Annotated in this window: 22 protein-coding genes, 1 tRNA gene and 1 pseudogene; 16 read left to right on the top strand and 8 right to left on the bottom strand. The window is 59.6% G+C overall.

Going from position 1 to position 26,224, the window contains the following annotated elements:
* Nucleotides 1-3 precede the first annotated feature (3 nt).
* Entirely contained in the window at nucleotides 4-1,413 is a 1,410-nt protein-coding gene (locus tag AC0V6K_RS05140) for a cytochrome P450 (protein WP_472625326.1), read from the top strand.
* Here AC0V6K_RS05140 and AC0V6K_RS05135 read toward each other — a convergent pair.
* Entirely contained in the window at nucleotides 1,410-1,580 is a 171-nt protein-coding gene (locus AC0V6K_RS05135) for a DUF1674 domain-containing protein (RefSeq protein WP_472625325.1), read from the bottom strand. The genes AC0V6K_RS05140 and AC0V6K_RS05135 overlap by 4 nt on opposite strands.
* 56 nt (nucleotides 1,581-1,636) lie before the next feature.
* Between AC0V6K_RS05135 and AC0V6K_RS05130 the strand changes: the two genes are divergently transcribed.
* A complete protein-coding gene (locus AC0V6K_RS05130) occupies nucleotides 1,637-2,881 on the top strand; it encodes an RsmB/NOP family class I SAM-dependent RNA methyltransferase (RefSeq protein WP_472625324.1) in 1,245 nt (414 codons plus the stop codon).
* Nucleotides 2,882-2,884: 3 nt separating this feature from the next.
* Here AC0V6K_RS05130 and AC0V6K_RS05125 read toward each other — a convergent pair whose 3' ends face one another.
* Together AC0V6K_RS05125 and msrA are read right to left on the bottom strand one after the other, a co-directional pair.
* The gene (locus AC0V6K_RS05125) at nucleotides 2,885-3,703 is read right to left on the bottom strand and encodes a hypothetical protein (protein ID WP_472625323.1); all 819 of its coding nucleotides are present in this window, start codon (nucleotides 3,701-3,703) and stop codon (nucleotides 2,885-2,887) included.
* A 12-nt stretch (nucleotides 3,704-3,715) separates the two neighbouring features.
* On the bottom strand, nucleotides 3,716-4,261 hold the full coding sequence (gene msrA / locus AC0V6K_RS05120) for a peptide-methionine (S)-S-oxide reductase MsrA (protein ID WP_472625322.1): 546 nt from the start codon (nucleotides 4,259-4,261) through the stop codon (nucleotides 3,716-3,718).
* A gap of 140 nt (nucleotides 4,262-4,401) precedes the next feature.
* Between msrA and AC0V6K_RS05115 the strand changes: the two genes are divergently transcribed.
* From AC0V6K_RS05115 to folK, 3 genes and pseudogenes are all read left to right on the top strand, one after another.
* Nucleotides 4,402-5,235, top strand: coding sequence for a class I SAM-dependent methyltransferase (locus tag AC0V6K_RS05115; RefSeq protein WP_472625321.1), 834 nt, complete (start codon nucleotides 4,402-4,404; stop codon nucleotides 5,233-5,235).
* Nucleotides 5,236-5,251: 16 nt separating this feature from the next.
* Nucleotides 5,252-6,111: pseudogene (gene aguB, locus AC0V6K_RS05110) on the top strand (N-carbamoylputrescine amidase).
* Nucleotides 6,108-6,599 carry a 2-amino-4-hydroxy-6-hydroxymethyldihydropteridine diphosphokinase gene (gene folK / locus AC0V6K_RS05105; protein WP_486172572.1) on the top strand — a complete coding sequence of 164 codons (492 nt, stop codon included), beginning with the start codon at nucleotides 6,108-6,110 and terminating at the stop codon, nucleotides 6,597-6,599. Before aguB ends, folK begins: the two are co-directional and overlap by 4 nt.
* 42 nt (nucleotides 6,600-6,641) lie before the next feature.
* Here the strand turns inward: folK and AC0V6K_RS05100 are convergent, their stop codons facing one another.
* Nucleotides 6,642-7,157: a PEP-CTERM sorting domain-containing protein gene (locus AC0V6K_RS05100; RefSeq protein WP_472625319.1), complete on the bottom strand. Its 516-nt coding sequence runs from the start codon at nucleotides 7,155-7,157 to the stop codon at nucleotides 6,642-6,644.
* Nucleotides 7,158-7,380: 223 nt separating this feature from the next.
* On the opposite strand from AC0V6K_RS05100, the gene AC0V6K_RS05095 reads away from it, so the two are divergent.
* The 4 genes from AC0V6K_RS05095 to AC0V6K_RS05080 all read left to right on the top strand — a co-directional run bounded on the left by AC0V6K_RS05095 (nucleotide 7,381) and on the right by AC0V6K_RS05080 (nucleotide 12,408).
* Nucleotides 7,381-8,049: a tetratricopeptide repeat protein gene (locus tag AC0V6K_RS05095; RefSeq protein WP_472625318.1), complete on the top strand. Its 669-nt coding sequence runs from the start codon at nucleotides 7,381-7,383 to the stop codon at nucleotides 8,047-8,049.
* Nucleotides 7,998-8,930, top strand: a complete 933-nt coding sequence (locus AC0V6K_RS05090) for a tetratricopeptide repeat protein (RefSeq protein ID WP_486172571.1) — start codon at nucleotides 7,998-8,000, stop codon at nucleotides 8,928-8,930. The genes AC0V6K_RS05095 and AC0V6K_RS05090 overlap by 52 nt, the downstream gene beginning before the upstream one ends.
* A 125-nt stretch (nucleotides 8,931-9,055) precedes the next feature.
* Nucleotides 9,056-9,131 (top strand) — tRNA-Lys (locus tag AC0V6K_RS05085).
* 61 nt (nucleotides 9,132-9,192) lie between these two features.
* Nucleotides 9,193-12,408, top strand: a complete 3,216-nt coding sequence (locus tag AC0V6K_RS05080; RefSeq protein ID WP_472625316.1) for a bifunctional cytochrome P450/NADPH--P450 reductase — start codon at nucleotides 9,193-9,195, stop codon at nucleotides 12,406-12,408.
* A gap of 28 nt (nucleotides 12,409-12,436) precedes the next feature.
* Here the strand turns inward: AC0V6K_RS05080 and AC0V6K_RS05075 are convergent, their stop codons facing one another.
* Nucleotides 12,437-13,129 carry a queuosine precursor transporter gene (locus AC0V6K_RS05075; protein ID WP_472625315.1) on the bottom strand — a complete coding sequence of 231 codons (693 nt, stop codon included), beginning with the start codon at nucleotides 13,127-13,129 and terminating at the stop codon, nucleotides 12,437-12,439.
* Nucleotides 13,130-13,334: 205 nt separating this feature from the next.
* Between AC0V6K_RS05075 and AC0V6K_RS05070 the strand changes: the two genes are divergently transcribed.
* The 6 genes from AC0V6K_RS05070 (at nucleotide 13,335) to AC0V6K_RS05045 (ending at nucleotide 22,136) form a co-directional block, all read left to right on the top strand.
* Nucleotides 13,335-14,573: a NupC/NupG family nucleoside CNT transporter gene (locus AC0V6K_RS05070; protein ID WP_472626026.1), complete on the top strand. Its 1,239-nt coding sequence runs from the start codon at nucleotides 13,335-13,337 to the stop codon at nucleotides 14,571-14,573.
* 103 nt (nucleotides 14,574-14,676) lie between these two features.
* Complete coding sequence (locus AC0V6K_RS05065; protein ID WP_472625314.1) at nucleotides 14,677-15,624, top strand: isopenicillin N synthase family dioxygenase; 948 nt, start codon at nucleotides 14,677-14,679, stop codon at nucleotides 15,622-15,624.
* A gap of 251 nt (nucleotides 15,625-15,875) precedes the next feature.
* Nucleotides 15,876-19,301: a TonB-dependent receptor gene (locus AC0V6K_RS05060; RefSeq protein ID WP_472625313.1), complete on the top strand. Its 3,426-nt coding sequence runs from the start codon at nucleotides 15,876-15,878 to the stop codon at nucleotides 19,299-19,301.
* Nucleotides 19,302-19,495: 194 nt separating this feature from the next.
* Nucleotides 19,496-20,236, top strand: coding sequence for an energy transducer TonB (locus tag AC0V6K_RS05055; protein ID WP_472625312.1), 741 nt, complete (start codon nucleotides 19,496-19,498; stop codon nucleotides 20,234-20,236).
* Between the two features lie 50 nt (nucleotides 20,237-20,286).
* Nucleotides 20,287-21,333 (top strand): mannose-1-phosphate guanylyltransferase, encoded by a 1,047-nt coding sequence (locus AC0V6K_RS05050; protein WP_472625311.1) that lies wholly within the window; start codon nucleotides 20,287-20,289, stop codon nucleotides 21,331-21,333.
* Nucleotides 21,330-22,136 carry a class I mannose-6-phosphate isomerase gene (locus tag AC0V6K_RS05045; protein ID WP_472625310.1) on the top strand — a complete coding sequence of 269 codons (807 nt, stop codon included), beginning with the start codon at nucleotides 21,330-21,332 and terminating at the stop codon, nucleotides 22,134-22,136. Before AC0V6K_RS05050 ends, AC0V6K_RS05045 begins: the two co-directional genes overlap by 4 nt.
* Before the next feature lie 10 nt (nucleotides 22,137-22,146).
* Here the strand turns inward: AC0V6K_RS05045 and AC0V6K_RS05040 are convergent, their stop codons facing one another.
* Genes AC0V6K_RS05040 through AC0V6K_RS05030 form a run of 3 tightly spaced genes read right to left on the bottom strand, consistent with a single transcriptional unit; the run spans nucleotide 22,147 to nucleotide 24,458 of the window.
* Entirely contained in the window at nucleotides 22,147-22,449 is a 303-nt protein-coding gene (locus AC0V6K_RS05040) for a polyhydroxyalkanoic acid system family protein (RefSeq protein ID WP_472625309.1), read from the bottom strand.
* A gap of 11 nt (nucleotides 22,450-22,460) precedes the next feature.
* On the bottom strand, nucleotides 22,461-23,228 hold the full coding sequence (locus AC0V6K_RS05035) for a hypothetical protein (RefSeq protein ID WP_472625308.1): 768 nt from the start codon (nucleotides 23,226-23,228) through the stop codon (nucleotides 22,461-22,463).
* Nucleotides 23,229-23,237: 9 nt separating this feature from the next.
* Nucleotides 23,238-24,458, bottom strand: coding sequence for a toxic anion resistance protein (locus AC0V6K_RS05030; protein ID WP_472625307.1), 1,221 nt, complete (start codon nucleotides 24,456-24,458; stop codon nucleotides 23,238-23,240).
* A 205-nt stretch (nucleotides 24,459-24,663) separates the two neighbouring features.
* On the opposite strand from AC0V6K_RS05030, the gene AC0V6K_RS05025 reads away from it, so the two are divergent.
* On the top strand, nucleotides 24,664-26,223 hold the full coding sequence (locus AC0V6K_RS05025) for a TIGR00341 family protein (protein WP_472625306.1): 1,560 nt from the start codon (nucleotides 24,664-24,666) through the stop codon (nucleotides 26,221-26,223).
* Nucleotide 26,224 lies beyond the last annotated feature (1 nt).

The following is a 26,224-nucleotide window of genomic DNA, read 5'->3' as shown; positions in this document are numbered from 1 at the left end:
CCCATGGCCACACTTGCTCCTGAATCCGAAAACGCCCCAAGCTTTGATCATTGGAGCGACGGTGTCCCCACAAATGCTGATATCGCGCACATTCCGGGCGAGGGTGGATGGCCAATTTTTGGCAACACATTCAAGATGCTGGCCGATCCACATGGTTTCACAAACCGGATGGTTGAGACCTATGGCAAGGTTTACAAGAGCTTTGGTTTCGGTGGCTGGAACGTCGCGCTAGTAGGCGCTGAAGCGAACGAACTCGTTCTGTTCAACAAGAACAAGCTGTTCTCCAGCGAACAAGGTTGGGGGCCAGTTCTGGATCAGCTCTTCCCGCGCGGACTGATGCTGCAGGATTTCGATCATCACCGGATCGATCGGCGCGCACTTTCGATCGCCTTCAAACCGGGGCCGATGCGGCACTATTCGGGCGCATTGAACAGCGGTATTGCACGCGAAGTCTCCGGCTGGGCCGGAGACATGGAGTTTCAGCCAGCGATCAAGCAGCTCACGCTTGATCTCGCAGCGGACAGCTTTCTCGGCATCCCATGGGGGCCGGAAGCGGACAAGATCAATCAGGCCTTTGTCGACATGGTGCAGGCTTCGGTTGCGCCCATTCGACGCCCGTTGCCCTTCACCAAGATGAAGAAGGGTGTCGATGGCCGCGCCTATATGGTCGACTATCTGACCCGAGAGACGAACCGTCGCCGTGCTGAAGGCGGTGGGCAAGACATGTTCAGCCAGTTTGCGACGGCGACCCGTGAAGACGGCTCTCTGCTCCCGGTCGATGAAGTCGTGGATCACATGAGCTTCCTGATGATGGCGGCGCACGATACAATCACCTCATCGGGCACTTCGCTGCTGTATCAACTCGCGATCCGCCCCGAGTGGCAGGAGAAAATGCGCGAGGAGATTTTCGCAGTGACGGGCGGTCCGGACGGCGACGGAAATCCACGCCCGCTCGAATACGATGACATGGGCAAGCTTGAACTGACTGAGATGGTGTTCAAGGAAACGCTGCGCGTTATCCCGCCTGTCCCGTCCATGCCCCGCCGTGCTCTGCGTGAATTCGAGTTTGGCGGATATCGAATTCCGGCGGGCCAAATGGTGGGGATCAACATCCATTGGACTCACCACTCAGACGAATACTGGGATGATCCGATGGCGTTCGACCCGATGCGCTTCACGCCCGAGAAGGTGAAGGCACGCCACAAATATGCTTGGGTGCCCTTCGGCGGCGGCGCGCATATGTGTCTGGGCCTGCACTTCGCTTATATGCAGATCAAGGTGCTGATGGCGCAGCTGCTTCAGCGTTATCGCATTGAACCGACTAGTGGCGGTGCGGATTACAAGCCAGATTGGCAGCCATGGCCGATCCCGCAGCCCAAAGACGGGCTGAAAGTGACGTTCAAGCCGCTCTAAAAATCCCAGGCGATGCCGTCTTTTTCCCAGTCGCCATAGCGGGTGGGGGAGACCTCGCGCGGCTCATCCTTCAGCGGGTCGACCGCTTTGGGCTTGGGCGGCGGATCATTGGTCCAGTGTGCGGGCTTCTTGAACTCTTTTGCCGCTTTCGACTTCTCTTTCGTCATACCAATAGAATGCGCGCGCTGGCGCTTGGTTTCAAGCGCGGGTAGGGGAAATGCCGATGGCTCAACCACCCGGAATTCACGCTCGGCGCGCTGCGCTTAAGATGCTCGATGCTGTTTTGCGCCGTGGCGAGACGCTGGAACAGGCGGCACCGCCAGCCTTGCGCGACGTTCGCGCTCCCGCCGACAAAGCTCTGGCACGCGCAATTGCGGGTGAGGCTCTGCGGTGGCTGACCGATCTCGATGCGCTAATCGACAGCGCGACAAAGAAACCGCTTCCCGATGATGCCAAACCGCGCACTGTTTTGCGCTTGATGCTGGCCCAAGCGCTCCGCCTCGACACTCCGCCGCATGCGGTTATCGCCACATGTCTGCCGCTGCTTTCTGGTGGTCCAAGGCGGCTGGCCCATGGCGTGTTCTCGACCCTGATGAAGCGGGAGCCGAAGTTCCCCGATGCGCCAACTTTGCCCGAGCGGGTGCGGGAACGGTGGGGAGAACGCGTACCGGAAATCGCTGCGGGTCTCGCCGAGCCTCCTGAGCTCGACCTTGCGCTGAAAGATGCAGGCGAGACCGAAACCCGTGCAGTTGCAATGGGCGGCGTCAGCCTGATGCCCGGCCATATCCGCCTGCCGCGCGGGACGCCGGTTGAAAAGCTGGCTGGATACGATGAAGGCGCATGGTGGGTGCAGGATCTCGCCGCACAACTGCCTCCACAGTTGCTGGGGGCGGGTGAGGGCAAACATGCGCTTGATCTGTGCGCTGCGCCCGGCGGAAAGACATTGGCGCTTTCGGCTGCGGGATGGAAAGTGACTGCGCTCGACATCTCCAAGCGGCGGCTCGATGTGCTCAAGGGCAATCTCAAGCGCACCGGCCTCAAGGCCTCGCCAGTCCGCGCCGATGCGCTTGTCTGGGAGCCAAAGCATCACTTTGACGCGATCCTGCTTGACGCGCCGTGCACAGCAACGGGCACCTGTCGCCGTCACCCCGATGTGCTCCACCGCATCGGTCCGCGCCAAATCGCAGAAATGGTCGACATTCAACGCGCCCTGGTTGAGCGCGCGGTCGGCTGGCTCAAACCCGGCGGCATATTGATTTACGCGGTGTGCTCACTCGAGCATGATGAAGGCGAGGGCCAAGCGGCGTGGATCGATGAGAATTTCGATCTAGCACCCGCCGCGATCAGCGCCGCAGAGCTGCCCAAGGGCATTGCGCCAACCAAGCAGGGCTGGCTGCGCACCCATCCGGGAATGCTGGCCCGGGAAGGCGGACTCGACGGGTTCTTTGTTGCGCGATGGACGCGCTGAAGATCACCAGCGCAGCGTGATCTGGGCGCACGGGCGCTCAAGCTGTTCCAGTTCCAACTTGAGCGCGTTGTTCTTGCGATCTTTAATGTTTAGCCGGAACGGCGTCCCCAGTTCGACATAACGAGTCAGCGACATTTCTCCGCCGGTAGTCGCGACGTCGGGGTTGCCCGAGATCAGACACGCCGCCTGACGCGCGGCTTCGGCAAAGTGCGTGGTATTCACGTGGTCGCCCGAGCCGCTGAGATAGGGGTTGTGCGGGGGTAGGCCATTCTCGCGTGTCACCAGCGCTTCAACAGACGTTGAGTCGGGGCTTTCGAGCGGGGCGAGGAAAGGGAATTCCCTTTTTGACAGTCCCAACGCCATGCGGCTCGCATAGCGGAATTCTGAATGATCGCTATGCGCCCGGGCCGCCGATTTTGACTCCTCGCGCCACTCTTCGAAATTACGGTTACGGAACACCACACCGCGTCCCCGCATGCGCACGATCTCGGTGTCGTTGGCGTCGAAGAATGCCATCGCAAACGAAGGACCCCCCTCGGCTTCAATCCGCTCGTAAACCCCTCGCACCGCGCGCCCGACTTCGCCGTCTCCGCACTTCCACTCGGTCCAAGTCAGCGCCGACCATTTGGTGGCCTCTTCCCCTTCGAGAGTGATGAGCGCGCCGACACTGCCCCAGAAATTCTGGGTCTGGATCACCGCCGGATGGCGAGGCGGCAGCGCGAGCCATCGGAAGCGTTCGACATTATCCGAGCATTCGAACGCCAGCTTGCCGTCAGCCTGCGGCTGATATCCGAAGCAATAGGGATCGGGATACTGCGGCATGGCTTTTCGCAATCAGCTCTTGGCGTATCTCTGGAAACTCTTGCGCAGCTTCATGATCTTGGGCGGGATCACGGCAAGGCAATAGGGGTTCCGCTGGCCTTCGCCATCCCAATACTCCTGATGGTAATCCTCTGCCGCATACCATGCCTTGCTCTGCGCTCCGTCAGCCAAGCCTTCGACAGTGGTCACGGCGGTTTTGCCATTCTCATCATTCCACCGGACAATTGCTGCTTTGGCCTCTTCGCCCTGTGCATCGGATAGCGGGAAGATAGCGGAGCGGTATTGTGTGCCGATATCACCGCCCTGTCGGTTCAGCTGGGTCGGATCGTGCGTGCCAAGAAACACGTCGTAAATCTCTGGCAGGGAGATCACTGCGGGGTCGAACGTCACACGGATCCCTTCGGCATGACCGGTTTTGCCGGTACAAACCTGCTTGTAGGTCGGGTCAGCGACATCGCCGCCGATATATCCGCTTTCGACTTCACTGACGCCGATGACATCGCGAAACACCGCTTCGGTGCACCAGAAGCATCCGCCTGCAATAATCGCCTGTTCCATGAAATGACTTCTCCTGCTTTCGATGAGGGACATAGGAGCATCGACGGGTATTGCCAGCCCCTGACGCCAAACCTTGTCATCGCTGCCTCAAAGCGTAAGACGATGCGCATTGTTTTCGACTTCAAGAGAGGATCCCCCTGATGAAACTTGCTCTGCTTGCTCCTGTGGCCGCATTCGCGCTGGCTGCACCCGCGATCGCTGACGATCATGCGCCAACTCTGGCCGAGGTTCTTGCCGATGATCGCCGTGGCAATGACGGTGCGCGCGATCAGTATCGTCGCCCGACAGAAACGCTGGAATTCTTCCAAGTCGAGCCGACCATGACTGTGGCCGAATATGGCCCGGGCGGTGGTTGGTACACCCGCGTGCTTGCGCCGTATCTGATGCCCGCTGGCAAATACATCGCGTTCAACCAGGACAGTGATGGCCGCACCTATCGCAACCGTGCGCAGGAAGCGCGTTCGAAAGCATGGACAGAGCGGTTCAAATCGGGCCTCGCCGAGGCCATGGGCGTGGAGGCCGATAATGTGACCGCGTTTGAAACCGACGAAATGCCTGAGGATGTTGCCGGCACCGTCGACCGCGTGTTGATCTTCCGTTCGATGCACGGACTTAACATCGGCAATCGTGCGGATGATGTTCTGAAGGCCGCGCGCATGATGCTGAAAGATGATGGCATGGTCGGCGTGGTTCAGCACCGCGCGCCCGAAGGTGCGAGCTACAATGATTACGGCGCACGCCAACGCGGCTATATGCGCAAGGCCGATGTGATCGCGATCTTCGAGGCCAATGGTTTCGAATTGGCAGCTGAAAGCGAGATCAACGCAAACCCGAAAGACCCAGCCAACTGGACGGGTGGTGTTTGGACATTGCCACCTGTGCTGGCGACCGGCGCGGACGATCCCAAGCGCAGCGAATATCTCGCCATTGGTGAGAGTGACCGCATGACGTTGCTTTTCAAGAAGGCTGACTAAGCGTATCGGCGGCGGCATGAGCACGCTCACTGTCGCCGCCCTTCAACTCGCGCTTGGCCGCGAGGATGAAGCCGAGAACATCGCTGCTGTCTCTGCGTTGGTGGAGGAAGCGGCGGCCAATGGCGCGCAAGTGATACTGCCGCCCGAGCTTTTTCAGGTCCCTACTTTTGTCGCGAGGAAGATGAGGCGCTGTTCGCGCTCGCTCGTCCGACCGCCGAACATCACAGCGTTGTCGCGATGCAGGCCTTGGCGGCCAAGCTGAATGTCGCGATCCCGACCAGCTTCTTCGAACGCGACGGGCATCACTACTACAACACCCTCGCCATGATCGGCCCTGATGGCGCGATCATGGGCACATACCGCAAAAGCCACATTCCCGATGGGCCGGGTTACGAAGAGAAGTTCTATTTCCGTCCCGGCAATGACGGGTTCAAGGTCTGGAACATCTTTGGTGCATGCATCGGCGTCGGGATTTGCTGGGACCAATGGTATCCTGAATGCGCTCGGGCCATGGCGCTGAAGGGCGCAGAGGTTCTGCTCTATCCCACGGCAATCGGGGCCGAGCCCTATGACGCGGATCTCGATACCAGCCGCATGTGGCGCCGGGCGATGATCGGCCACGCAGTGTCGAATTGCATGCCCGTCGTCGCGTCCAATCGCATTGGCGCAGAAGGACCGGAGGGCGAGCAAGACTTCTACGGCCACTCCTTCATCTCGGACGAATGGGGCGATCTGGTGGAGAGCTTTGGAGCCGAAGAAACGGGCGTACTTGTTTCGGCTCTGGACTTGTCTCGTGCTGCCAAACACCGCGCCGGCATGGGCTTTTTCCGCGATCGCCGTCCGCAGCTTTATGGCCGGATCGTCGAGGACATTTGACGCACACCTATCTCATTGCGCTTGGTTCAAACATGCGGGTGCCGGGCCTCGGCGGACCGCGCATGGTGATCGAAGCCGCGTTCGCGGCCCTTGAAGCGCAGGCTGGCGAAGTTGTTGCGACGTCGCCGATTGTCGACAGCGCTCCCATCGGACCCTCGTTGCGTCAGTATGCAAACGCTGTGGCGGTGACTGAAAGCCCGCTCGACCCTCCCGCCCTCCTACACCGGTTGCATCAGCTTGAGGCTGCGTTCGGGCGTGGACGCAATCAACGCCGCGGAAGTCGTTGGCGCGCGCGTGCGCTCGATCTCGACATTGTTCTTTGGAGCGGGGGCATTTGGGAAAGCGCCGGTCTGATCGTCCCCCATATGGAATTCCGAAGCCGCAATTTCGTCCTCGAACCTGCCCAAACAATCGCGCCCCATTGGCGTGATCCAATCACCGGCCACTCCATGGCCCAACTGGCGGCGCGCAACAAAAAGGGCGCCTGACCGCATTGGTCAGACGCCCGATTTGATTGGAGGATGCGTTGCTTAGGCTGCGGCAGCCCTCCGACGGCGGCGACGGCCCACGCCGATGGCAGCCAATGAGAGAGCGAACAGCGCGAGCATGCCCGGTGCCGGAACGTCGACCACACGATAGCTGGCGATAGTCTTCACGTAGTCACCGGCGATCACAGGATCGCCCCACCAAGACCACAGGTTGATGCTGCCCGCACCAGCGTCCTTGATAACCCAAGGGTGGTAGCGCGTACCGTTCACACGTGTCGGGGTGTAGTCGACCCGGCGAATGGTGCGGGTGCCAGTCATACTGGTGAGGATGTGCGAGAAGCGCGGTGTTGCACCGCCCGGGAAGTTCGCGAGATCATCGCCCGCAAATTGCACATCGATGCGGCGGCCTTTCCAGGTGCCTGATTTGGATTCGGTGTCGATGGTGAGGATGTCACCATTCGTCATCTCGTATTCGAAGATCGTCGCCGAAGCAGGCGCGGCAACAGCCATTGTGCTCGCAGCGATAGCTAGAGCGGCTGTCTTGTGAAGTTTACGCATTCTCATTTCCCCAAAACCAGAAGCCTGTCGCTGCGGTTACCCCCACACAGGCGCGATAAAATGGTAAATGATTGGAAAGCAAACCATGTGCCAAGGAGTACAAAGGTAGGGTTCACGGGCGTTTCGATGGTTAACGCAATTTCCCGCAAACGCGGATTGTCAGAAATCTCGACAGTTTGGATGGCAAACGGCTCATTAAGTATCTTGCGCTAAGGCGGCACGCATGACGCTGAATACCCGGATCAAACCTGTCTGCGCAGCATTGGTGCTCGCAATTTCGCCGCTTGTTGCAGCCTGTGACAGCGTGCCTGATGATCCCTATGCCGCGGCCCAGACTGCATTTGCGGAAGGCAGCGTGCGAACCGCGCTGGAATACGCCTCCGCCGCGGTCGATCGAGATCCGGGCAATGCCGAGTATCGACTTCTCGCTGGCGATATTGCCCTAGCCCTGAACCTGCCCGACAGGGCTGTGACCGAATACTCCGCTGTGCCAGATGGCGCGGCCGAGTACTCACTCGCGCGTGCCAAACGAGCCGAAGCTCAGGTCGCCAGCAACGCATTGGCAGCAGCTGAAGAGAGCATTGGTAAGCTGGCGATGGACAACCCACACGCTTATGTCGCGGCGGTTGCGTTTCATATGGCCAAAGGTGATCCCGACAAGGCCTTCGAGCAGCTGGATGAAGGGCTTAAGACCTATCCCGATCATTCTCGCCTCGCGACCATTGATGCAGAGCGCCTCTGGATGACTGGTATGCGCGAGGCGGCAATGGATCGGCTTGAACCGGTTCTCGCAGCCAAACCCATCGTCCCACAAGCGCACCAATTGGCAGGGCAGATTTTTTGGGTGAACGCGCTCCCGACAGAGCAAAAATCGCCTTCGAGAATGTGTTGAAAGCCAACCCGAATAGCCAGACTGCGATGCTCGCATTGTCCGCGATTGCGCGCGACGCAGGCGATGCGAAGGCGGCAGGCGAGTGGATTGATAGGGCGAATGATGCGGGCTCACCGCATCCAGTCGGCTTACTTTTTGCGGCTCAAATGGCGTTTGACGCCGGTGAAGTGAACCGTGCGTTCGAGCTTATCGAGCGCGCTCCTCCGGTCTTTTCCGAACAGCCTGAATTTGCCCGATTGCGGGGTATGATTGACGCCGCGCGCGGTGAGTTTGCGATGGCCGCGCACGCGCTGGAGGATTATGTCGCGGATACGGGCGGCGACCCGATTGCGCGCCGCGCGCTAGCCAACAGTCTTGCCGAGCAGGGGGAATACAAGAAGGCATGGGCGGCGATTGAGCCGGTGATTGATCACCCGCTGGCAGACGGTCCGTCGCTCGCGGTTGCGTTGGAGCTAGCCGACCGTGTTTCCAAATCCGATGTTGCGCGCATCCGCGAAGTGATCGGCAAGAAAACCGCCGCGTCATCTTTGGCAAAACCAATGCGTGAAGCGGGCAAAGCGATCCGCGCGGGTGACTGGGCCAAAGCGGACAGTATCTACGCCCCTCATATTGATGGCAAAGGTGCCAATGATCCGGCTCTGCTTAACAACGCGGCTGCCGTGAAAACCAAACTGGGCCAGCATGCACAGGCTGTGCGTCTCGCCCGCCGCGCTCTGAATACAGCTCCAAACAGTCCGGAAATCATGGACACGCTCGGCTGGGCCCTCTGGCAGGAAGGCAAATCGCTTGGCGAAGCTCGAAGCCTTTTGACAAAGGCCCGCAACGCCGCCCCATCCAACCGGCAGATCAGCGAACACTGGGGCATTGCCCACGCAAATTGATGCGGGCGCTTGTGCGGGACGGCCAAGTTTTTGAAATCAAGGCCACGCATCTCTTGACCAATCGGCGCGCCCTGCCTAGGTGGGCGCTCCGCTGCTGATACCGATGATTCAGCAGACCCGTATGGGGGCCCTTAGCTCAGTCGGTAGAGCAACTGACTTTTAATCAGTAGGTCGCAGGTTCGACCCCTGCAGGGCTCACCATCACCTTCTCATCTTTGACAAGTCTTTGCAGTCCCAGATTCCTCTGGCATGACCTTGCCGTATGGCAACGAAGACTGATCTGATCGAGATCCCGCAGCCGCCCGGCGCACCCGTTTTGGGCAACGCCTTCACCGTCGATGCGACGCAGCTGATCCAAGAACTGATGGCTCTGTCCGACGAATACGGCCCTATCTTCAAGCTCGAGGTGATGGGCAACACTCTGGTGTTTGTCTCGGGCGCTGATCTTGTCGCTGAGGTCTGTGATGAGAAACGCTTCGACAAGACCGTTCGTGGGCCGCTCAAGCGTCTCCGTTTGATCGCGGGCGACGGACTGTTCACCGGCGATACCGACGATCCCAACTGGTCAAAAGCGCACCACATCCTGCTGCCTTCTTTCAGTCAGAAGGCGATGGGCAGCTATTTGCCGATGATGCAGGATATCGCCAGCCAGCTGATGTTGAAGTGGGAACGACTGAACCCCGATGACGAGATCGACGTTCCCAATGATATGATCCGCCTGACGCTGGATACGATCGGCGTGTGTGGCTTCGGGTACCGGTTCAATTCGTTTTACCGCAAAGACTTTCACCCCTTCATCGAAGCGCTCAACCGCACGCTGAGCACGACGCAGAAGATGCGCGGGCTTCCGGGTGAAAAACTGCTCAAGCGCGAGCAGATCCGGCAATTGCACCTCGACGCCGATTACATGAACAATCTGGTCGACGAGATCATCCGGCAACGGCGCGGGCAGGGCGGAGATGAGCCCAAGGATTTGCTCGACTTCATGCTTTCGGGGCGTGACGCGCGGACCGGCGAACAGCTGTCTGACGAGAACATTCGGTATCAGATCAACACATTCCTGATCGCTGGCCACGAAACGACATCTGGCCTGCTGTCTTTCACGCTCTACTATCTGCTCAAGAACCGTGACGTGCTCGAGCGTGCCTATGCCGAGGTGGACGCCGTTCTCGGCCGCAATATCGACCAACCGCCCAACCTCCACCAGATCGGGCAGATGCCCTATATCCGGGCGATCCTGCTCGAAGCGCTGCGACTGTGGCCCACGGCCCCCGCTTTCGGCCTCGCTCCGTTTGAGGATGAGGTTCTGGCGGGCAAATATCGCATTCCCAAAGGCACATTCACGACGGTGGTGATTCCGTCGTTGCACCGCGACACATCGGTGTGGGGTGACAATCCTGACGCGTTCAACCCCGAAAACTTCATGGGCGATGCCGAGGCGAAGCGCGATCCAGCGGCCTACAAACCGTTCGGCAATGGTCAGCGCGCCTGCATCGGGCGGCAGTTTGCCATTCAGGAGTCGATCCTTGTCCTGGCCATGATCCTGCAGCGTTTCGAACTGTTCGATCACCAAAACTACCAGCTCGACATCAAGGAAACGCTGTCCATCAAGCCGGAAGACTTCCGGATCAGGGTGAGCCTGCGCGACGATGTTGAGCGGCGTGGTACCGATACGGACAGCGATGCTGAGGGAGCTTCGCAGCCCGAAGCGGCGCGCATTGCTAAGCATGGCACGAAGCTGACGGTGCTGTTCGGGTCAAATCTTGGTTCGAGCGAGAGCTTTGCCCGCGAACTGGCCCAGCGGGCGGAATTCACCGGTTTCGATGTGACGCTGGCCTCACTCGATGCCTTCGCCGGCAAGCTGCCGACAGAGGGCGCGGTCGCGATTGCCTGCGCTTCGTACAACGGCATGCCGCCGGATAACGCGGCAAAGTTTGTCGATTGGCTGGAAGCCGATGACACCAAGCCTGATGCGCTCAACGGCGTGTCCTATTTCGTGCTCGGCTGCGGCAACAGCGATTGGGCGGCGACGTTTCAGGAGGTCCCGCGCAAGATTGATGCACGGCTGGAGGCTTTGGGCGCAGCGCGGATCATCGCCAATGAAGAGTTGGACGCTCGGGCCGATATCGACACCCAGTTTCATAGCTGGCTCGACGCCCTGTTCCCGCAGTTAGGCGAGCACTTCGGGCTGGATCTGGATGCCGAAAGCGGGGGTATTTCCGAGCCGCTCTATTCGGTTGAGATCACCCAAAGCATCACCGCGAACACCGTGGCCGAACGGGTGGGCACGCGAGAGGTCACGTTGCTCAGCAGCCGCGAGCTGAAGGATGTGAGCGCGCCCGATGGCCGCTCTACGCGGCATATCGAAGTCGAACTGCCCGTTGATGTTCAATACGAACCCGGCGATCATCTGTGTGTCGTGCCGGTTAATGATGATGCGTTGGTTGATCGGCTGCTCAAGCGCTTCGGCCTGCCCCGCGACACCTATGTGCGAATTGAATCGCGCAGCGAAATGCGCGGACCGTTCCCCAGCGGCAGCACCTTCTCGGTCCTGAATCTCGCCAAGACAGCGGGCGAATTGCAGGCCGTGGCCACGCGCAAAGACATCGCCACGCTGGCGCGCTTTGTCGAATGCCCCAATTCCAAATCGGGTCTCGAAGCGTTGGCTGCAAAACCGGATGATGGCGGACCTGATCTTTACACCACCGAAGTGCTGGAAAAGCGCAAATCGGTTTTGGACATTCTCGAGGATTTTCCAGCCTGCGATTTGCCGCTGGCGGTGTTCCTCGAAATGATCCCATTCCTTTCCCCGCGTTACTATTCGATCTCGTCCTCGCCGACTGGCGCGCCAAATCGCTGTTCGATTACGGTCGGAGTGGTGAAGGGACCAGCGCTGTCAGGCAAAGGCGAGTTCAAGGGAACATGCTCGAACTATCTCGCGGGCCTCGCCCCCGGCGATACGTTTCAGGCGATGGTGCGTAAGCCAACCGCCAACTTCCGCCTGCCGGAAGACGCTTCGACGCCGATCATCATGGTCGGACCCGGCACCGGCATCGCGCCGTTCAGAGGCTTCCTGCAACAGCGCGACCATCTGCAAAAACAGGGCGCGAGATTGGGCGAGGCGCTGCTCTTCTTCGGCTGCCGCGATCCGGAAATCGACTACCTCTACCGCGATGAACTGGCTGATTATGACGCCCGTGGGATTGCGAGCGTCCACACCGCTTTTTCACGGCACAAGGGCGAAAAGCGCTACGTTCAGCATCTGATCGCTGAGCAAGCCGATGCGATCTGGACCATGATCGAGGGCGGCGCGCGGGTCTATATCTGCGGCGATGGTGCCCGGATGGAGCCTGATGTCCGCCGCGCGCTGATGGCAATGTATCGCGAAAAGACGGGCAAAGATGATGCGCAAACCGAGGCCTGGATCGACACCATGATGGATGACGAGCGTTACCTGCTCGATGTCTGGGTCGGGTAAAGACTGAGAGCTCAGTCACCCCGTATCGCTATCTCTTCGCGTCGAGCCACTGCGCGGCTTTGACACCGCCAGTGATCAGGAACGGCACCAGCACAATGCTCAGCACGACTTTCGCGAGCACCTGCCCGATCATCAGGTCCATGATCGGGAACAGGCCATAAAACGCGAGGAAGATGAAGATCACAGAATCCAGCGCCTGGCTCAGCGCCGATGCGATTGCGCCGCGGATCATCAGACCCATCGTCGTTGCCTCACCTTCGCCGCGCAGCTTGTCGAAGATCCAGACGTTGAGCAGCAGAGACACGATATAAGCAGCCGGACCAGCGGCCCAGACCCGCCAAACGGTGTTGTGGACCCGCTCGAAGGCGGCGAGATCATCCGCGCGCCCTTCTAGCATCTCGACCGAGGCAGGCAGGTTGAGGACCAGCTGCATCAAAACCGAGGCAATCAGCAGCGGCAAAAAGCCCCACCAGACGATGCGTGTAGCCATGCTGCGCCCGTAAAGCTGGGCAAGGGTGCTGGAGATCACCACCAGCAACAGAAATGCGAAGATGCCCGATTCAACTGCCAGGTCGGTGGGCCACAATTGCACCTGTTTGTAAGCGAGCACGCCCGCAAGCACCGTCATCCCGCCATAGAGAAGCGTGAAGACAAACAGTCCCAAAGGCATAGAAACTGTGGTGGGCCCGTTTTCGATTGGTGCAGTGGTGGTATCGGTCATGGTGCAAGCGGTAAGCGAGCGCTTCCGAAAAGAAAAGATGGCGCGCCCGGCCTGTCACCCACCGGGGCAAATCGGGCGTTCCCAGTTGCGTTGCTGCGCCCAACGTGCAACTTCCATGACCACGCAGCCGATCCGGCTGGCATGGGATAACTCCAGATAACAGGGCAGGGGCCGCCACGTGAGCGCAAGTGTTACTTCCACTCTAATGAGCATCGGTGGGATCGCCGCCATTCTTTTGATCGCGTTTTTGCTGTCCAATGGGAAGAAGCGGATCAATCTGCGAGTGGTCGGCGCAGCTTTTGCGTTGCAGGCATTGATGGCCGTGCTGGTGCTGCGTACCGATATTGGTGTGCGGATTATCGGCGGGCTGTCCGATGGTGTGATCGCGCTGCTCGGCTACTCCGTTCAAGGCATTGAGACCTTGTTCGGGCCGATGGGCGAAAACCCATTTGCGAATACCTTCCTGATCGCGGCGCTGCCTGTGATCGTTTTCTTCGCTGCGCTGGTTTCGATACTCTACTACCTCGGCATTATGCAGCGGCTGGTGCGCTGGCTGGGCGGTGCGATTGGCTGGGTCACCGGAATCAGTAAGGTCGAGGCGCTGGGCAGCGCGGCCAATATCTTTGTCGGCCAGTCGGAAAGCCCGCTGGTGGTCCGCCCATATCTCGCCTCGCTCCCGCCTTCGCGCCTGTTCACGCTGATGTGCGTCGGCATGGCGGGTGTCGCGGGCACTATTCTGGCTGCCTATGCGGCGTTCTTGGGTGACGATGCGGTGCCATATCTGTTGGCGGCGGCGTTCATGTCCGCGCCGGGCGGAATCCTGATGGCGAAGATCCTGATGCCGGACGATCCCGAAGAAGCGGCAAAGCATGATGAGGAAATGGCGAACGTCACTGTTTCCGAAACCTTCGAGGAAGGTGAGAAGCCCGCCAACGTTATCGAAGCCGCCGCACAGGGAACGCAGACGGGCGTGAAGCTCGCCGTTGCCGTTGGTGCGATGGTGATGGTGTTTGTCGCTCTTGTGGCTTTGGCTAATGGCATGCTTGGCGGTGTAGGCGGCTGGTTCGGCTATCCCGATGTCACTTTCCAGCAATTGCTCGGCTACGTCTTCGCTCCCGTCATGTTCCTGATCGGCATTCCGGATTGGAACCAGGCGCAGATCGCGGGCGGTCTCTTCGGCACCAAAATCGTGCTCAACGAATTTGTCGCCTTCATCGAGTTGGGCGCCATCGAAGGCCTGACCGAACGCAGCCGGGGTATCCTTACCTTTGCGCTGTGTGGATTTGCCAATTTCTCGTCGATCGCGATCCAGATGGCCGTGACAGGTGGTCTTGCACCAAACCAGCGTCCGGTGATTGCGCGGCTGGGTCTGCGGGCGCTCGCAGCAGGCAGTCTTGCCAACCTGATGAGCGCAGCTTTGGCGAGCCTGTTCCTGCCACTTTGATCCGGCTCAATTACTGAACCAACCATGCCGCTTTAGGCGTGCGAGGGCATTCTCAAGCATGAATGCCTTGGCACAAACCGGAGCGCGCCTATAAATGACCCTTATGACTGACATTCAATCCGCAGACGGCATTGCGACCGTATCCCTTGCCCAGCCGCTCGAAGATATCGCCGATGAGCTGGGCCGTAGCTTCGCCGAATATGGCTTCGCGGTTGTACGCGATCACGGCATTCCGCAAGAATTGATCGATCAGGCCGAGGCGCATTCCAAAGAGTTCTTCGCGCTGCCTGACGACGCGAAGCGCGCCTACGCTATCGAAGGCGGCGGCGGAGCGCGTGGATACACCCCTTTCGGGACCGAGAAGGCCAAAGACGCGGAGATCTTTGACCTCAAAGAATTCTGGCATGTCGGCCGTTCACTACCATCGGATCATCCGCTCGCCGAATATATGGCTCCCAATGTCTGGCCCAAAGAGGTTGGCGGTTTCGAGAACACCTTCTCCGAGCTTTACGCCGCATTCGAAAGCACTGGCCTGCGTGTGCTCGAAGCGATTGCGTTGCACCTTGGTCTTGAGCGCCAGTTCTTCACGCCGACGGTCGAGGACGGAAATTCCGTCATGCGCCTGTTGCATTATCCGCCGCTTGGTCCGGATGCTCCAGAGGGCGCGATCCGTGCTGCTGCGCATGGCGACATCAACACCATAACCTTGCTGCTCGGCGCTGAAGAAGCGGGTCTGGAACTGCTTACCAAGTCAGGTGAGTGGCACGCCGTTGACGTTCCTGAAGGCGCGGTGGTCATCAATGTGGGCGATATGCTGGATCGCCTGACGTGCGGACGATTGGTTTCGACTACGCACCGTGTCGTCAACCCGCGCGGCCCAGCGGCACTGCGGTCGCGTTACTCGATGCCCTTCTTCCTGCACTTCCGCCCGGACTATGTGATCGAGCCGCTGGAAAGCTGCATCACTGACGAGAATCGGGACAAAGTGCCCGAGCCGATTTCGTCACATGAGTTCCTTTTGCAGCGTCTGCGCGAGATAAATCTGGCCTAAAAACCCGCGAATCGGGCCTGTGTGAAAAGAGTCCTGTTTCGTTGCTCCAATGCAACAGATGGGCGCAGGCCCTTGGATTCCGTGGCGTCACGGTGTGGATAACATATTTGGCGCGCGCCGCCCGCGTTCATGCGCGGGCAAGTTTCATCAAATTGTCACAAAACAGTAGCTTTGCCGCAGTGCAGCGAACCTAAAGGGGCGCGCAGGACATACCTCTCCTAACTCCTTTCTCAGTGATCAGGGGCCTACTAATGAAACTCAAATATCTCTTGGCAGCGAGCGTCGTCAGTCTCTCTGCTGCAGCGGTTGTGGCTACTCCGGCCGCCGCGCAAACCATTACGTCGGGTGTCGAAGGCACCGTGACCGACGCCAGCGGCAACGCGCTGCCGGGTGCAACCGTGACCGTTACCGACACGCGTACTGGTTCGACCCGCACCGTCAGCACGGGCGGCGAAGGCAACTTCCGTATCCAGTCGCTTCAGCCGGGCGGTCCGTACACCGTTACCGTCGAAGCTGATGGTTTCGAAGGCCAGACGGTTGAAGACGTGTTCACCAACATCTCGGGTAACACCGGCTTCACCTTCGCGCTGACTGCAGGCGCAGGCGACACCATCATCGTGACCGGCACGCGTGCTCGCGTAACCCAGGTTGCCGTTGGACCGGGTACTGCATTCGACACCCAGACGCTTGAAGCGTTCCCGTCGATCACCCGCGACGTTCGCGACATCATCCGTATTGACCCGCGCGTCAGCCTTGAGCAGAGCAACGACGTTGATCGTATCTCGTGCCTTGGCGGTAATGACCGTACCAACACCTTCACGGTTGACGGCATCGTTCAGTCGGACGCTTTCGGTCTGAACGGTACGCCGTTCGCAGCGCGTAACTCGCTGCCGCTTCCGTTCGACGTGATCGACCAGATCTCGGTAGAATTCGCTCCGTTCGATGTTGAGTATTCGGAATTTACCGGCTGTCTCATCAACACCGTCACCAAGGCGGGTTCGAACGAATTCAGCGGCTCGGCTTTCATCACCTACTTCGATGACGGTCTGTTCGCCAGCGAGATCGACGGCAGCCCGCTTACCGCCAGCGAAGAAAAGCGCTGGGGTGTCACCTTGAGCGGTCCGATCATTCCTGACCGTCTGTTCTTCTCGTTCGGTTACGAAGAAGCTGACCTGTCGCAGGGCAACAACTTCGGCCCAGCGGGCGGCGGCTTCACCAACGAAGCCAACTTTGTCAGCCAGGCCCAGTTCGATCGCTTCGCTCAGATCGCACGCGACGTATACGGCCAGGACATCGGCGGTTACCCGACCACGCTGCCTGAAGGTAACGTGCGTTACTTCGGTCGTCTGGACGCTGTGATCAACGAAGATCACCGCCTTGAAGCGACCTACCAGCGTCTCGAAGAAACCAACGTTGAGAGCGATGGCGGCGGCACTGGCCCGCTGATCACCGGTCTTAACTCGTTCGAAGACGAAGGCACGATCTCGGACTACTACTCGGTTCGTCTCTACTCGCAGTGGAGCGACTCGGTCTCGACCGAACTGCGTGTCAGCCGCGCAGAAGTTGGCGACGTTCAGGGCCCTGTCGGCTTTGGCGAAGCACAGTCTGGCAACCCGACCCCGCGTCTGGTTGTTGGTGTTGCGCCTGACGGCAGCGGCACGACCCAGAACGGTGTGCTCGCAACCGGTCCTCAGATCTTCCGTTCGGCCAACCAGCTCGACACCAAGATCGACCAATTCCGCGCTCAGTTGAACTACGAAGCTGGCAATGGCCACTTCCTGAAGTTCGGCGCGGAAGTGAACGACCTTGAAGTGTTCAACCTGTTTGCCATCAACGCAACTGGTACGCTCTTCTTCGATGGCCTCGACGCTTTCGAAAACGGCGACGTAGCACCTGGCTTCTTCTCCAGCGTCTTTGGCGATGTAGATGACCTTGTTGGCGGTGGTGCTCTGGGCGGTGCGACGATCGCATCGAGCCTCAACGGCGACATCAACAACGCCGCTGCACGCTTCAGCCGTCGTATCTACTCGGTTTACGCTCAGGATGAGTGGCAGGCCAACGATCAACTGGCGGTGAACGCTGGTATTCGTGTTCAGATGTACGACGGTGACACGCCGCGTGCGAACCCGAACTTCTTTGATCGCTACGGCTTCACCAATGCCAACTCGTTCGGTCGCCTCGATCCGGTATTCCTGCCGCGTATCTCGGCAACCTACGAGTTCGACAATGCAGGGTTCTTCTCGAACACCCGCGTAACTGGTGGTGTCGGCATCTTCTCAGGCGGTGACCCGGTTGTGTACTACTCGAACGCCTTCTCGAACGATGGCTTCGCAAGTGCCAACGGCGACACTTTCGACGCAGAATGTGCGGGCCTCACCAACACAGACGGTTCGTTCAACGTGCTGCAAAACGGTCAGTTCGCTGGCTTCCCGCAGTGTGCTGTGCTCGCCGCGTCTAACGTTGCAGCAAACGGCGGAAACGACGTCCAGTCGACCGACCCGGACTTCAACGTTCCGACCGTGACCCGTGCAAGCCTCCTCTTCGCCACCACCTTCGGTGCGGAAAGCGGCTTCTTCAGCAACTGGAACCTGCAGCTCGACTACATCTATTCGCGTTTCAACAACGCGCTGAACTTTGTCGACCTGTCGCAGACCCCTGACATCCGTGAAGGCCTGAACGGCTTCACCGTTGACGGTCGCCCGATCTACGCGGCAATCGACTCGACTGTTGCGGGCTGTAACGCTGTGCTTCAGGGCAATGGCGGCACGCCGCCGGTTTACACCGGTGTCACCGCTGACTGCTTCAACACCCGTCGTGACGACAACATTCAGTTGACCAACGACGGTGGTTCCGAAGCGCACACGGCATCGATCATCCTGAGCAAGACGTTTGAAAGCGGCCTGTTCACTCAAGGTGGTTCGACCCGCGTCCAGTTCGGTTACGCTTACACGGACTCAAACAACGCACGTAACAACCAGTCTTCAACGGCAACCTCGTCGTTCGACGTTACTGCAGCGTTTGACCGTCAGAACCCGGCTGTCTCGACAGCGACCACGGAAACTCGCCACAACTTCACCGCGGCGATCAACTTCCGTGAGCAGTTCCTCGACGGTTACGACACGAGCTTCGGTTTCTTCTTCCGCGCTCGTGAAGGTCGTCCGTACAGCTTGACCTTCGATGGTGGCGGCGTCTTCGCTGACTCCTCGTCGGGCAGCGACAACGCTCTGCTTTACGTCCCAACCGGCGTAAACGATCCGAACGTGTCGCCGCTGTCGGATGCAGCTGCTGTTCAGAGCACGATCGATTATGTTGCTAACTCGGGCTGTGACTTCACCCCGGGCGCCACGATCGCTCGTAACACCTGCCGCAACGACTGGCACTTTGACCTCGATCTGCGCTTCAGCCAGGAATTCCCGTTCCTCGGCAAGCTGACCGGCGTCAAAGAAGACCGCATCGAGCTGTTTGCTGACTTCGCAAACTTCCTCAACTTCATCGACGATGAGTGGAACATCCTGCGTTCACGCGGTGGCTTCAACGGTCTCGTCGACGTAGTTGACGGCGGTGTCGACAGCGACGGTCGTTACATCCTCTCGGGCTTCAACCCGGACGATCAGAACAACATCGCCATTGGCCCGTCGGCATGGCGTATCCAGATCGGTGCCCGCTACGAATTCTAATTCGTAAGCATCGATTACCAAACACGAACGGCGGGGCCTTAACAGGCTCCGCCGTTTGCGTTTGTGTTTTCATTTTCGGCGCAGCGCGCTTCACTCCGGATACATCGCAATTGATCCAGATCTAGCTATAAAGACCGTCGCGGAATCAATGGGCGCCGTTGCGCCTGTTTGGTTCGATTGGGAGCGGACGCATCATGGCCAAGGCGAAGATACCTTTCTGGAGGAGGCGCAAGAAGCTGAACTGGAAGCTTCTGGTTGCTCTGCTGCTGTTTCACCTCCTTGTGCTCTATCTGCTCGCGCGCGCGTTTGCGCCTGACTTTACACGATCAGTCGAGCAAGAGGTGCTGTCCACCATCACCGTCACCGTGACGACGCCCGATCCGCCGGAGCCGCCTGAAGCCCCTCCCGCGCCGGATGAAGGTGCACAGGGTGATCCGGGTGAAAAGGCTGTTTCGCGCGAGGTCACGGCGCCCAAGCCCAAACTGCCGCCACCCACGCCAACTCCCGCACCGCGCGCGTCTTCCACTGGCGACGCCAACCGTTCGGGTGCCAACACCAGCGGGGACGGTACCGGCGCTGCTGGCCAAGGCGATGGAACGGGCAGCGGACGAGAAGGCAGCGGTGCAGGCAATGGCCTTGCCATGGCCAAGGGGCCAAGCATCCGATCTGGCAGCATCAACGAGGCGCGCGATTTCCCCGTTCCCGAGGGTGGCCGGGCATCCCGTTTCGGTAAGTCAGTGACCGTGCATTTCACCGTGACAACAGATGGCCGTGCGAAGAATTGCTCGGTCGCGCGAACCAGTGTCGATGCGCAGACAACCGGGCTAGTCTGTGGGCTGGTGATACGGAAGATCCGTTTCAATCCGGCGGTGGCACGCAACGGTCAGCCGATTGAGGCGCGCTACGGATACCGCGTCGATTTCCGCGCGCGTTGAGAAAGTAAACACGCTGGCATCGGGTTGCGGCGCTGGTATAGGCGGTGGCCATGAATGCACCGGCATCAATCCATCCCGTCATCCTGTGCGGCGGCAGCGGTACGCGGCTTTGGCCAGTCAGTCGAAAGGCTAAGCCCAAGCCTTTCCTGCCACTGGTCGGTGAAACGACATTATTTGAAGAGGCGATTGGCCGGGTCGCGGGTGATGATCGCTTTGCGCCGCCCATGGTTGTCGCCGGAACGCAGCATATCGACCTGATCGAAGCGCAGATGGGAACGGGCAAGGGGCAACGTCTGGTTGTTGAGCCGATGGGCCGTAACACCGCGCCTGCGATTGCTCTGGCGGCAGCGTTGTTGCCGCCAGACGACATCATGCTGGTCTGCCCTAGTGATCACCACATCGCCGATGAAGCTGCCTTCCGCGCTGCTGCGCTCGCGGCGGCGGAATTAGCGAGCGATGACTGGCTCGTCTCGTTCGGAATTGCTCCTACGCATCCTGAAACCGGCTATGGCTACCTCCACCGCGGTGAAGAACTGCCGCGCGGGTTCAAGATCGCGGAGTTCGTTGAAAAGCCCGACCTCGAGCGGGCCAAGGCCTATCTCGCATCCGGCGAATACAGCTGGAATGGTGGCATCTTTGCGTTTCGCGCGGGAGCGTTGCTCGCAGAATTGGCCACCCACCGCCCGGCCATGGCGCAGCAGGTCGCCGACGCGGTTGCCAATGGCCAATGGGACGATGCGCGTTTCCATCCCGATGCCAAGAGATTTGCGGCCATCGAGGGCGATTCCATCGACTATGCCGTTATGGAAAACACCGCTCGCGCGGCCATGGTTCCGGCGGATATGGGCTGGTCCGACATCGGCAACTGGGCCGCTTTGCAGGACGCGCTTTCTAGTGATGGTGAAAACCAGAACGTCACCAAAGGGGCGGTGGACGTGGTCGATTGCTCCAATGTCATGGCGACAACCGATGGGCCGCGCGTGTCAGTGATCGGTCTTGAAGATGTGTGCGTCGTCGTTTCCGATGGCGAGGTGCTGGTCACCACACGTGAAGGCGCGCAGAAAGTGGGCAAATTGCCCGGAGCCACCAATCAATGAGCGGCGCGCGCCAGCTTCCCACGCGCCTGGTCGAGAAGGTCTGGGGCCGTGATGCGCTGCCAGCGCCATTCACAGCGCCAGAGGGTAAGCGGATCGGCGAGATCTGGTTCGAACCACCGCCTGAACACCCCGATCTGCTGGTCAAGTATCTCTTCACCAGTGAGAAGCTCTCGGTGCAGGTCCATCCGTCTGATGCCAATGCGCGCGCCGGCGAAGAGGGTAAAGAAGAATGCTGGCTGGTCTTGGATGCCGAGCCGGGCGCGACGCTGGCCATCGGCTTTGACGAAGACATAACATCTGACGCCATGGCGGCGGCTGCGCGTGATGGATCAATCGAGGACTTGCTGACTTGGCATCCAGTTGAGGCGGGTGATCTGTTCTACCTGCCTGCGGGAACTGTGCACGCGATTGGGCCAGGCCTTTCGCTCGTCGAAGTCCAGCAGACCAGTGACACCACTTTCCGCCTGTTCGATTATGGACGTCCGCGCGAATTGCATCTGGAGCGGGCGATCGAGGTGGCGCATGGCACGCCCTATCCGGCCGCGCATCGTGGTACGGTGGCGGAGCGCTGCGCCACGCTGATCGACGGCCCCCATTTCCGGTTGGACCGGATCGAGGGGGCGCCGGATGCCGCGATGAAGGCAGTTTATGTCGACGGCGTGCTCGTTCTGCCTCTGAATGGCCAAGTCCGGACGAAGTCTGGCGATGCGCAGGCTGGTGCAGGCGAATGCCTCTATGCGCCTTCTATCGACGCGCTCGACTTTGCCGAAGCTGAAATCTCACTGCTAACGCGCGCTAAGTAAGCGCAGCGGTTCAGCTCTTTTCGAGCAGCCTGCCGCCATGCTTTTTCACGGCACGCTCCAATGTGCCGCGCAGGAATCCAAGGATCGGGGGCAGGTCCATGTCGATGACCACCGCGCTTTCCTCGATCTCGATCCCGCCTTCGATGCGTTGACCGGCGGCGGTGATGACCAGTGCCATGAAGTCTTCATTGGGCCAGTCGGTCTCGACCTCGGCCATGCCGGCAGGGAAATAGCTGCCGATTTCATGCCCATGCTTGTGCATGCGCGAACGCACTTCTTCCTTGCCGAGATTGTGAGGGAGGGTGACGCGCATAGTGCTGCCCCTTAGTCGTCCTTGCTCAAAGGCGCGGTTTGATCAGCCAGCAGCGTGTCCTCGCCATAGCGATATTCAAGGTATCGGTCCTTGATTGCCAGATCATCCAGCGCACCTTCGGCCAGTTTGCGGGTCACGCGATCGATCTCGCCGGACAATTTGCCGAGGCTATCAGTCAGGCGTTCGTCAGCGGTCTTGCCGGTGTGCTTCTCATTGCGCAGATGCTCGGGCACCTTGCGGTAATTGTCGATGGTCTCGGGAATATACTCGCCGACAAGCTCGCGCACTTCGCCCATCGCTGGATGCGCTGCGTCGACTGTCTCAAGCTGCAAGCCGAGCGCATCAAGCTGCACACCCAGCTGCTCAACCACTTTGACGGCGGGAGGCGGAAGGGCAGGGGCCTGTGCTTCGAGCCACAGCTCGGTGTTGGCGACCATACGTTTCGGATCGCCCTGACCCAGTTCAGTGCGCTTGGGCGGTTTGGGTTTCGGTGCCATAGCGAACACCCCGAACGCGATTATCGTTGTGAGGGCCAGCGCCATAACACCCCAGAACCCTATGCCGCCGAGCACGAAACCTGCGACACCGGTTGCGACATAAATCGCAACCAGAGCGGCCGCCAGATAAGCACCGCGCCGGATCAAATGCTGCATTTTTGCCTGGGCGCTGCCTTTGCCGATGCTTTCGCCTGGACGGTGCGTGCCGCCGGCGCGCTGCGTCACCAGCGACTGTCTTGCCGCTGTCAGGATCTGATCAGATTCTCGGGTGCTGTCGACCATCGTCGTCCTTTAGCTATCCAGCGCCAGCAGCGACGGGTTCGTGGCAACCTTTGCCTGCGCCTGCGCCTGACCTTCCGCACGGGCGATGTAGCCTTTCGACTTCTCAACCTCGTCGGTCAGCACATTCACCGTCTGCTTCATGCTTTCGAGCGCCTGGACCTTGAAATTGTCGACTTCGTCCATCGTGTCATAGATGTTTTGGAACGCGCGTTGCAGCGTCTCCAGCGGGATCGTGGATGATGCCGCCTGCTCGTGAATCTGCGCGGTGTTTTCGCGCAGCAGCGTGCTGGTGGAATCGATGATGTTGGTGGTCGTCTCGTTCAGCGAAGTGATCTGGTTGAGGACCATCTTCTGGTTGGTCATCGCCTGCGCCACGGTCACGGCGGTGCGCAGCGCGCCCACGGTCGTGGTGCTGGCGCGGTCGACGCCTTTAACCAGCTCGACATTGTTCTTCTTGACCAAATCGAGCGCCAGATAACCCTGCACGCTGACCGCCATCTGGGTCAGCAGGTCCTGCGTGCGCTGCCGCACATAGAACAGCGCGCTCTCACGCAAAGCCTTGGCCTTTTCCGGGTCAGAGCTGTCGAGTTCGATGGCTTTCGCTTCCAGCCGCTCGTCGAGCGTCTTGGCGATATGGATCATCTGCTCCAGCTCGCCCATCGCTTCCCAAAGCTTGGCGCGCTCATTGTCGATCTCGCTGTTATCGAGGATCAGCTCCTTCTTGCCGCTTTCGAGGCTTTTCAGGATCGACTGGATGTGTCCTTGCGATGATGTGTAGCTGTCGAAATAGTTCTTCAGCTTGTTGCCGAAGGGGATGATGCCGAACAGCTTGCGTGGCTCGAGCAAGCGGCTCTTGCGGCCCGGATCAAGGTCTTCGACCGTGCGACGCAGTTCGGCGAGGTCTTTGCCAACGCCGCTATCCGCATCCATCGCGCGGACCGGACGGTCGAGGAAACGGTTGGAATGGGAGGCCGCGGCACGGATCTGTTCCTGACCCATCCGCGTAATCTGATCGACCTTCTCACCAAATTCCGGCGAATTGGCATCAGTCGAGACCAGCTCGGTGACGAAGCTGTCGACCTTCTTGTCCAGTTTGCTTTTCTCTTCGGTGGAGACAGGGACCAGACCTGCGGCTTTCTCGGGCGCAACATCAGGCACCGGCGCGGGCGGCGTCAGTTCGAAGTCTGTCGCGGTCTTGGTGGTGGTTTCGAGTTTTGTCTCGGTGCTCATGCGCTTGGTCTGCTCCCTTATCCTGCGGCGGCAAAATCTGTCCGCCGCGCGGACATTCATACTCTAGTGTATTAGTGATCTAAAACACACCTTTCAAGATTGCCCGTTTCAAGGGCTCACGTCCATGCTTTTGCGCTTTGAACCCGTCAGAATGCTTTTGTTCCTCTGCGAATGCGCCTAAATCATTGGTTCCAAGGGGACTCAAGTGAGCGAATTGAACGACAATAACACGCCGGGTGGTGCCGAATTGCAGGCTGCGCACAAGGCGGCTGAACAGCACGCGTCTGAAAGCTCTTTCAGTCGGGTGGTCCATTCTATTCAGGATTGGTGGGCCGATGAGGTCACAGGCGAGGTCGACCAGGCTGCTGTGATTGAAAAGCGCCGTGAAGATTGCGCTTTGTCCGAACGCTATCTTTTCATGACTGCGATGAGTGCCGGCATTGCGGTGATTGGCTTGCTGCAATCCTCTACTGCTGTTGTCATTGGCGCGATGCTTCTTTCGCCGCTTATGGGTCCGATTATGGGGCTCGGCTTTGCCTTGGCGATTGGCGATTTTTCCTGGCTCAAGCAATCGGTGAAGTCGCTGGCGTGGGGCAGCCTTCTGGCGATTGTGTTCTGCGGATTGTTGGTGTTCTTCTCACCAATAAAGACGATCACGCCCGAGATAGCGGCGCGCACGCAGCCAAACCTGTTTGACCTGTTTGTCGCGTTGTTTTCGGGCATGGCGGGTGCCTATGCGATGATCCGCGGCAGGGCGGATGCGATTGTTGGTGTGGCGATTGCCACCGCCTTGATGCCGCCGCTCGCCGTGGTCGGCTTTGGTCTTGCGTCGTGGAACTGGACGGTCTTTTCCGGCGCCAGTCTTCTCTACATCACCAACCTCGTGACCATCGCGCTTACGGCCTTTGTGATGGCGAAGCTTTATGGCTTCCGCAGTTCTCTGAGCGCGCGCCAGACACAGGCGCAGAATTTCGTGATCATCATCGTGTTCTTCGCGCTCGTGGTGCCGCTCGCCCTTTCTCTGAACAAGATCGTCTGGGAATCAAACGCGCAGCGGATTGTGCGCGAGGAGATCACCGAGGAATTCCAAGGCGTCGGTCGCCTTAGCGAGCTTGAGATTGCTTTCGCGTCAAAGCCCATGGCGGTGGCGGCGACAATGCTGACACCGAACCTGCGAACGGATGCCGAGTCCGAAATTCTCATGGCGCTTGAGAGTCGGTTGGGACGCGATGTGGAATTGACGCTGACCCAGTATCAGGTTGGTACCAGCACAACAGCCGCAGAACAGCTGGAATTGTCCAAAGCCAAGGCTAACGAAGAGGCGGCTGCTTCCCAGCGCGCGCAGATGCTCGCTAGCCGTCTCGCGCTTGTCGCCGGTGTCGAGGATAAGGACGTCACGGTGGATCAGCAGCGCAAGCGTGCCACAGTGCGTGCGCGGCGGCTGGATGGCGCCAGCATGGCGGCCTATCGCGCGTTGGAAAGCCGGATCGCTGCGACAGAGCCGGAATGGACCATCGAACTGATCCCGCCGACTGCTGCGCTGCCAGACGCAATTCCATTCGCTGAAGATGGTCCGACGTCAAATGGCGCCCGCGCGCTCAGCACAATCGAATGGGCGGCGAAACGCATTGATCGTGACGTGGAGCTGATCGGTCCTGCGGAGCAGGCGTCAGCCGCGGCCGAAATCCTCGGCAAACGCGGTGTAGACGTGTCAACGCGACCTGGTGTTGGCCCGCTGCGTGCTGATTGGAGTGACGAAGACTAAG

The sequence above is a fragment of the Erythrobacter sp. S43 genome (genome assembly GCF_057364955.1).
The sequence above is the reverse complement of the archived record's forward strand: the minus strand, read 5'-3'. Positions and strand labels throughout refer to the sequence as shown.

Excerpts from the sequence above, each read along its gene's own strand:
- AC0V6K_RS05050 (WP_472625311.1), top strand. The coding sequence starts at position 20,287 with ATGAATGCACCGGCATCAATCCATCCCGTCATCCTGTGCGGCGGCAGC.
- AC0V6K_RS05135 (WP_472625325.1), bottom strand. The coding sequence starts at position 1,580 with ATGACGAAAGAGAAGTCGAAAGCGGCAAAAGAGTTCAAGAAGCCCGCA.
- AC0V6K_RS05070 (WP_472626026.1), top strand. The coding sequence starts at position 13,335 with ATGAGCATCGGTGGGATCGCCGCCATTCTTTTGATCGCGTTTTTGCTG.
- AC0V6K_RS05095 (WP_472625318.1), top strand. The coding sequence starts at position 7,381 with ATGACGCTGAATACCCGGATCAAACCTGTCTGCGCAGCATTGGTGCTC.
- AC0V6K_RS05040 (WP_472625309.1), bottom strand. The coding sequence starts at position 22,449 with ATGCGCGTCACCCTCCCTCACAATCTCGGCAAGGAAGAAGTGCGTTCG.
- AC0V6K_RS05045 (WP_472625310.1), top strand. The coding sequence starts at position 21,330 with ATGAGCGGCGCGCGCCAGCTTCCCACGCGCCTGGTCGAGAAGGTCTGG.
- AC0V6K_RS05030 (WP_472625307.1), bottom strand. The coding sequence starts at position 24,458 with ATGAGCACCGAGACAAAACTCGAAACCACCACCAAGACCGCGACAGAC.
- AC0V6K_RS05035 (WP_472625308.1), bottom strand. The coding sequence starts at position 23,228 with ATGGTCGACAGCACCCGAGAATCTGATCAGATCCTGACAGCGGCAAGA.
- AC0V6K_RS05075 (WP_472625315.1), bottom strand. The coding sequence starts at position 13,129 with ATGACCGATACCACCACTGCACCAATCGAAAACGGGCCCACCACAGTT.
- AC0V6K_RS05065 (WP_472625314.1), top strand. The coding sequence starts at position 14,677 with ATGACTGACATTCAATCCGCAGACGGCATTGCGACCGTATCCCTTGCC.
- AC0V6K_RS05100 (WP_472625319.1), bottom strand. The coding sequence starts at position 7,157 with ATGCGTAAACTTCACAAGACAGCCGCTCTAGCTATCGCTGCGAGCACA.
- AC0V6K_RS05140 (WP_472625326.1), top strand. The coding sequence starts at position 4 with ATGGCCACACTTGCTCCTGAATCCGAAAACGCCCCAAGCTTTGATCAT.
- AC0V6K_RS05055 (WP_472625312.1), top strand. The coding sequence starts at position 19,496 with ATGGCCAAGGCGAAGATACCTTTCTGGAGGAGGCGCAAGAAGCTGAAC.
- AC0V6K_RS05125 (WP_472625323.1), bottom strand. The coding sequence starts at position 3,703 with ATGCCGCAGTATCCCGATCCCTATTGCTTCGGATATCAGCCGCAGGCT.
- AC0V6K_RS05080 (WP_472625316.1), top strand. The coding sequence starts at position 9,193 with ATGGCAACGAAGACTGATCTGATCGAGATCCCGCAGCCGCCCGGCGCA.
- msrA (WP_472625322.1), bottom strand. The coding sequence starts at position 4,261 with ATGGAACAGGCGATTATTGCAGGCGGATGCTTCTGGTGCACCGAAGCG.
- AC0V6K_RS05130 (WP_472625324.1), top strand. The coding sequence starts at position 1,637 with ATGGCTCAACCACCCGGAATTCACGCTCGGCGCGCTGCGCTTAAGATG.
- AC0V6K_RS05115 (WP_472625321.1), top strand. The coding sequence starts at position 4,402 with ATGAAACTTGCTCTGCTTGCTCCTGTGGCCGCATTCGCGCTGGCTGCA.
- AC0V6K_RS05060 (WP_472625313.1), top strand. The coding sequence starts at position 15,876 with ATGAAACTCAAATATCTCTTGGCAGCGAGCGTCGTCAGTCTCTCTGCT.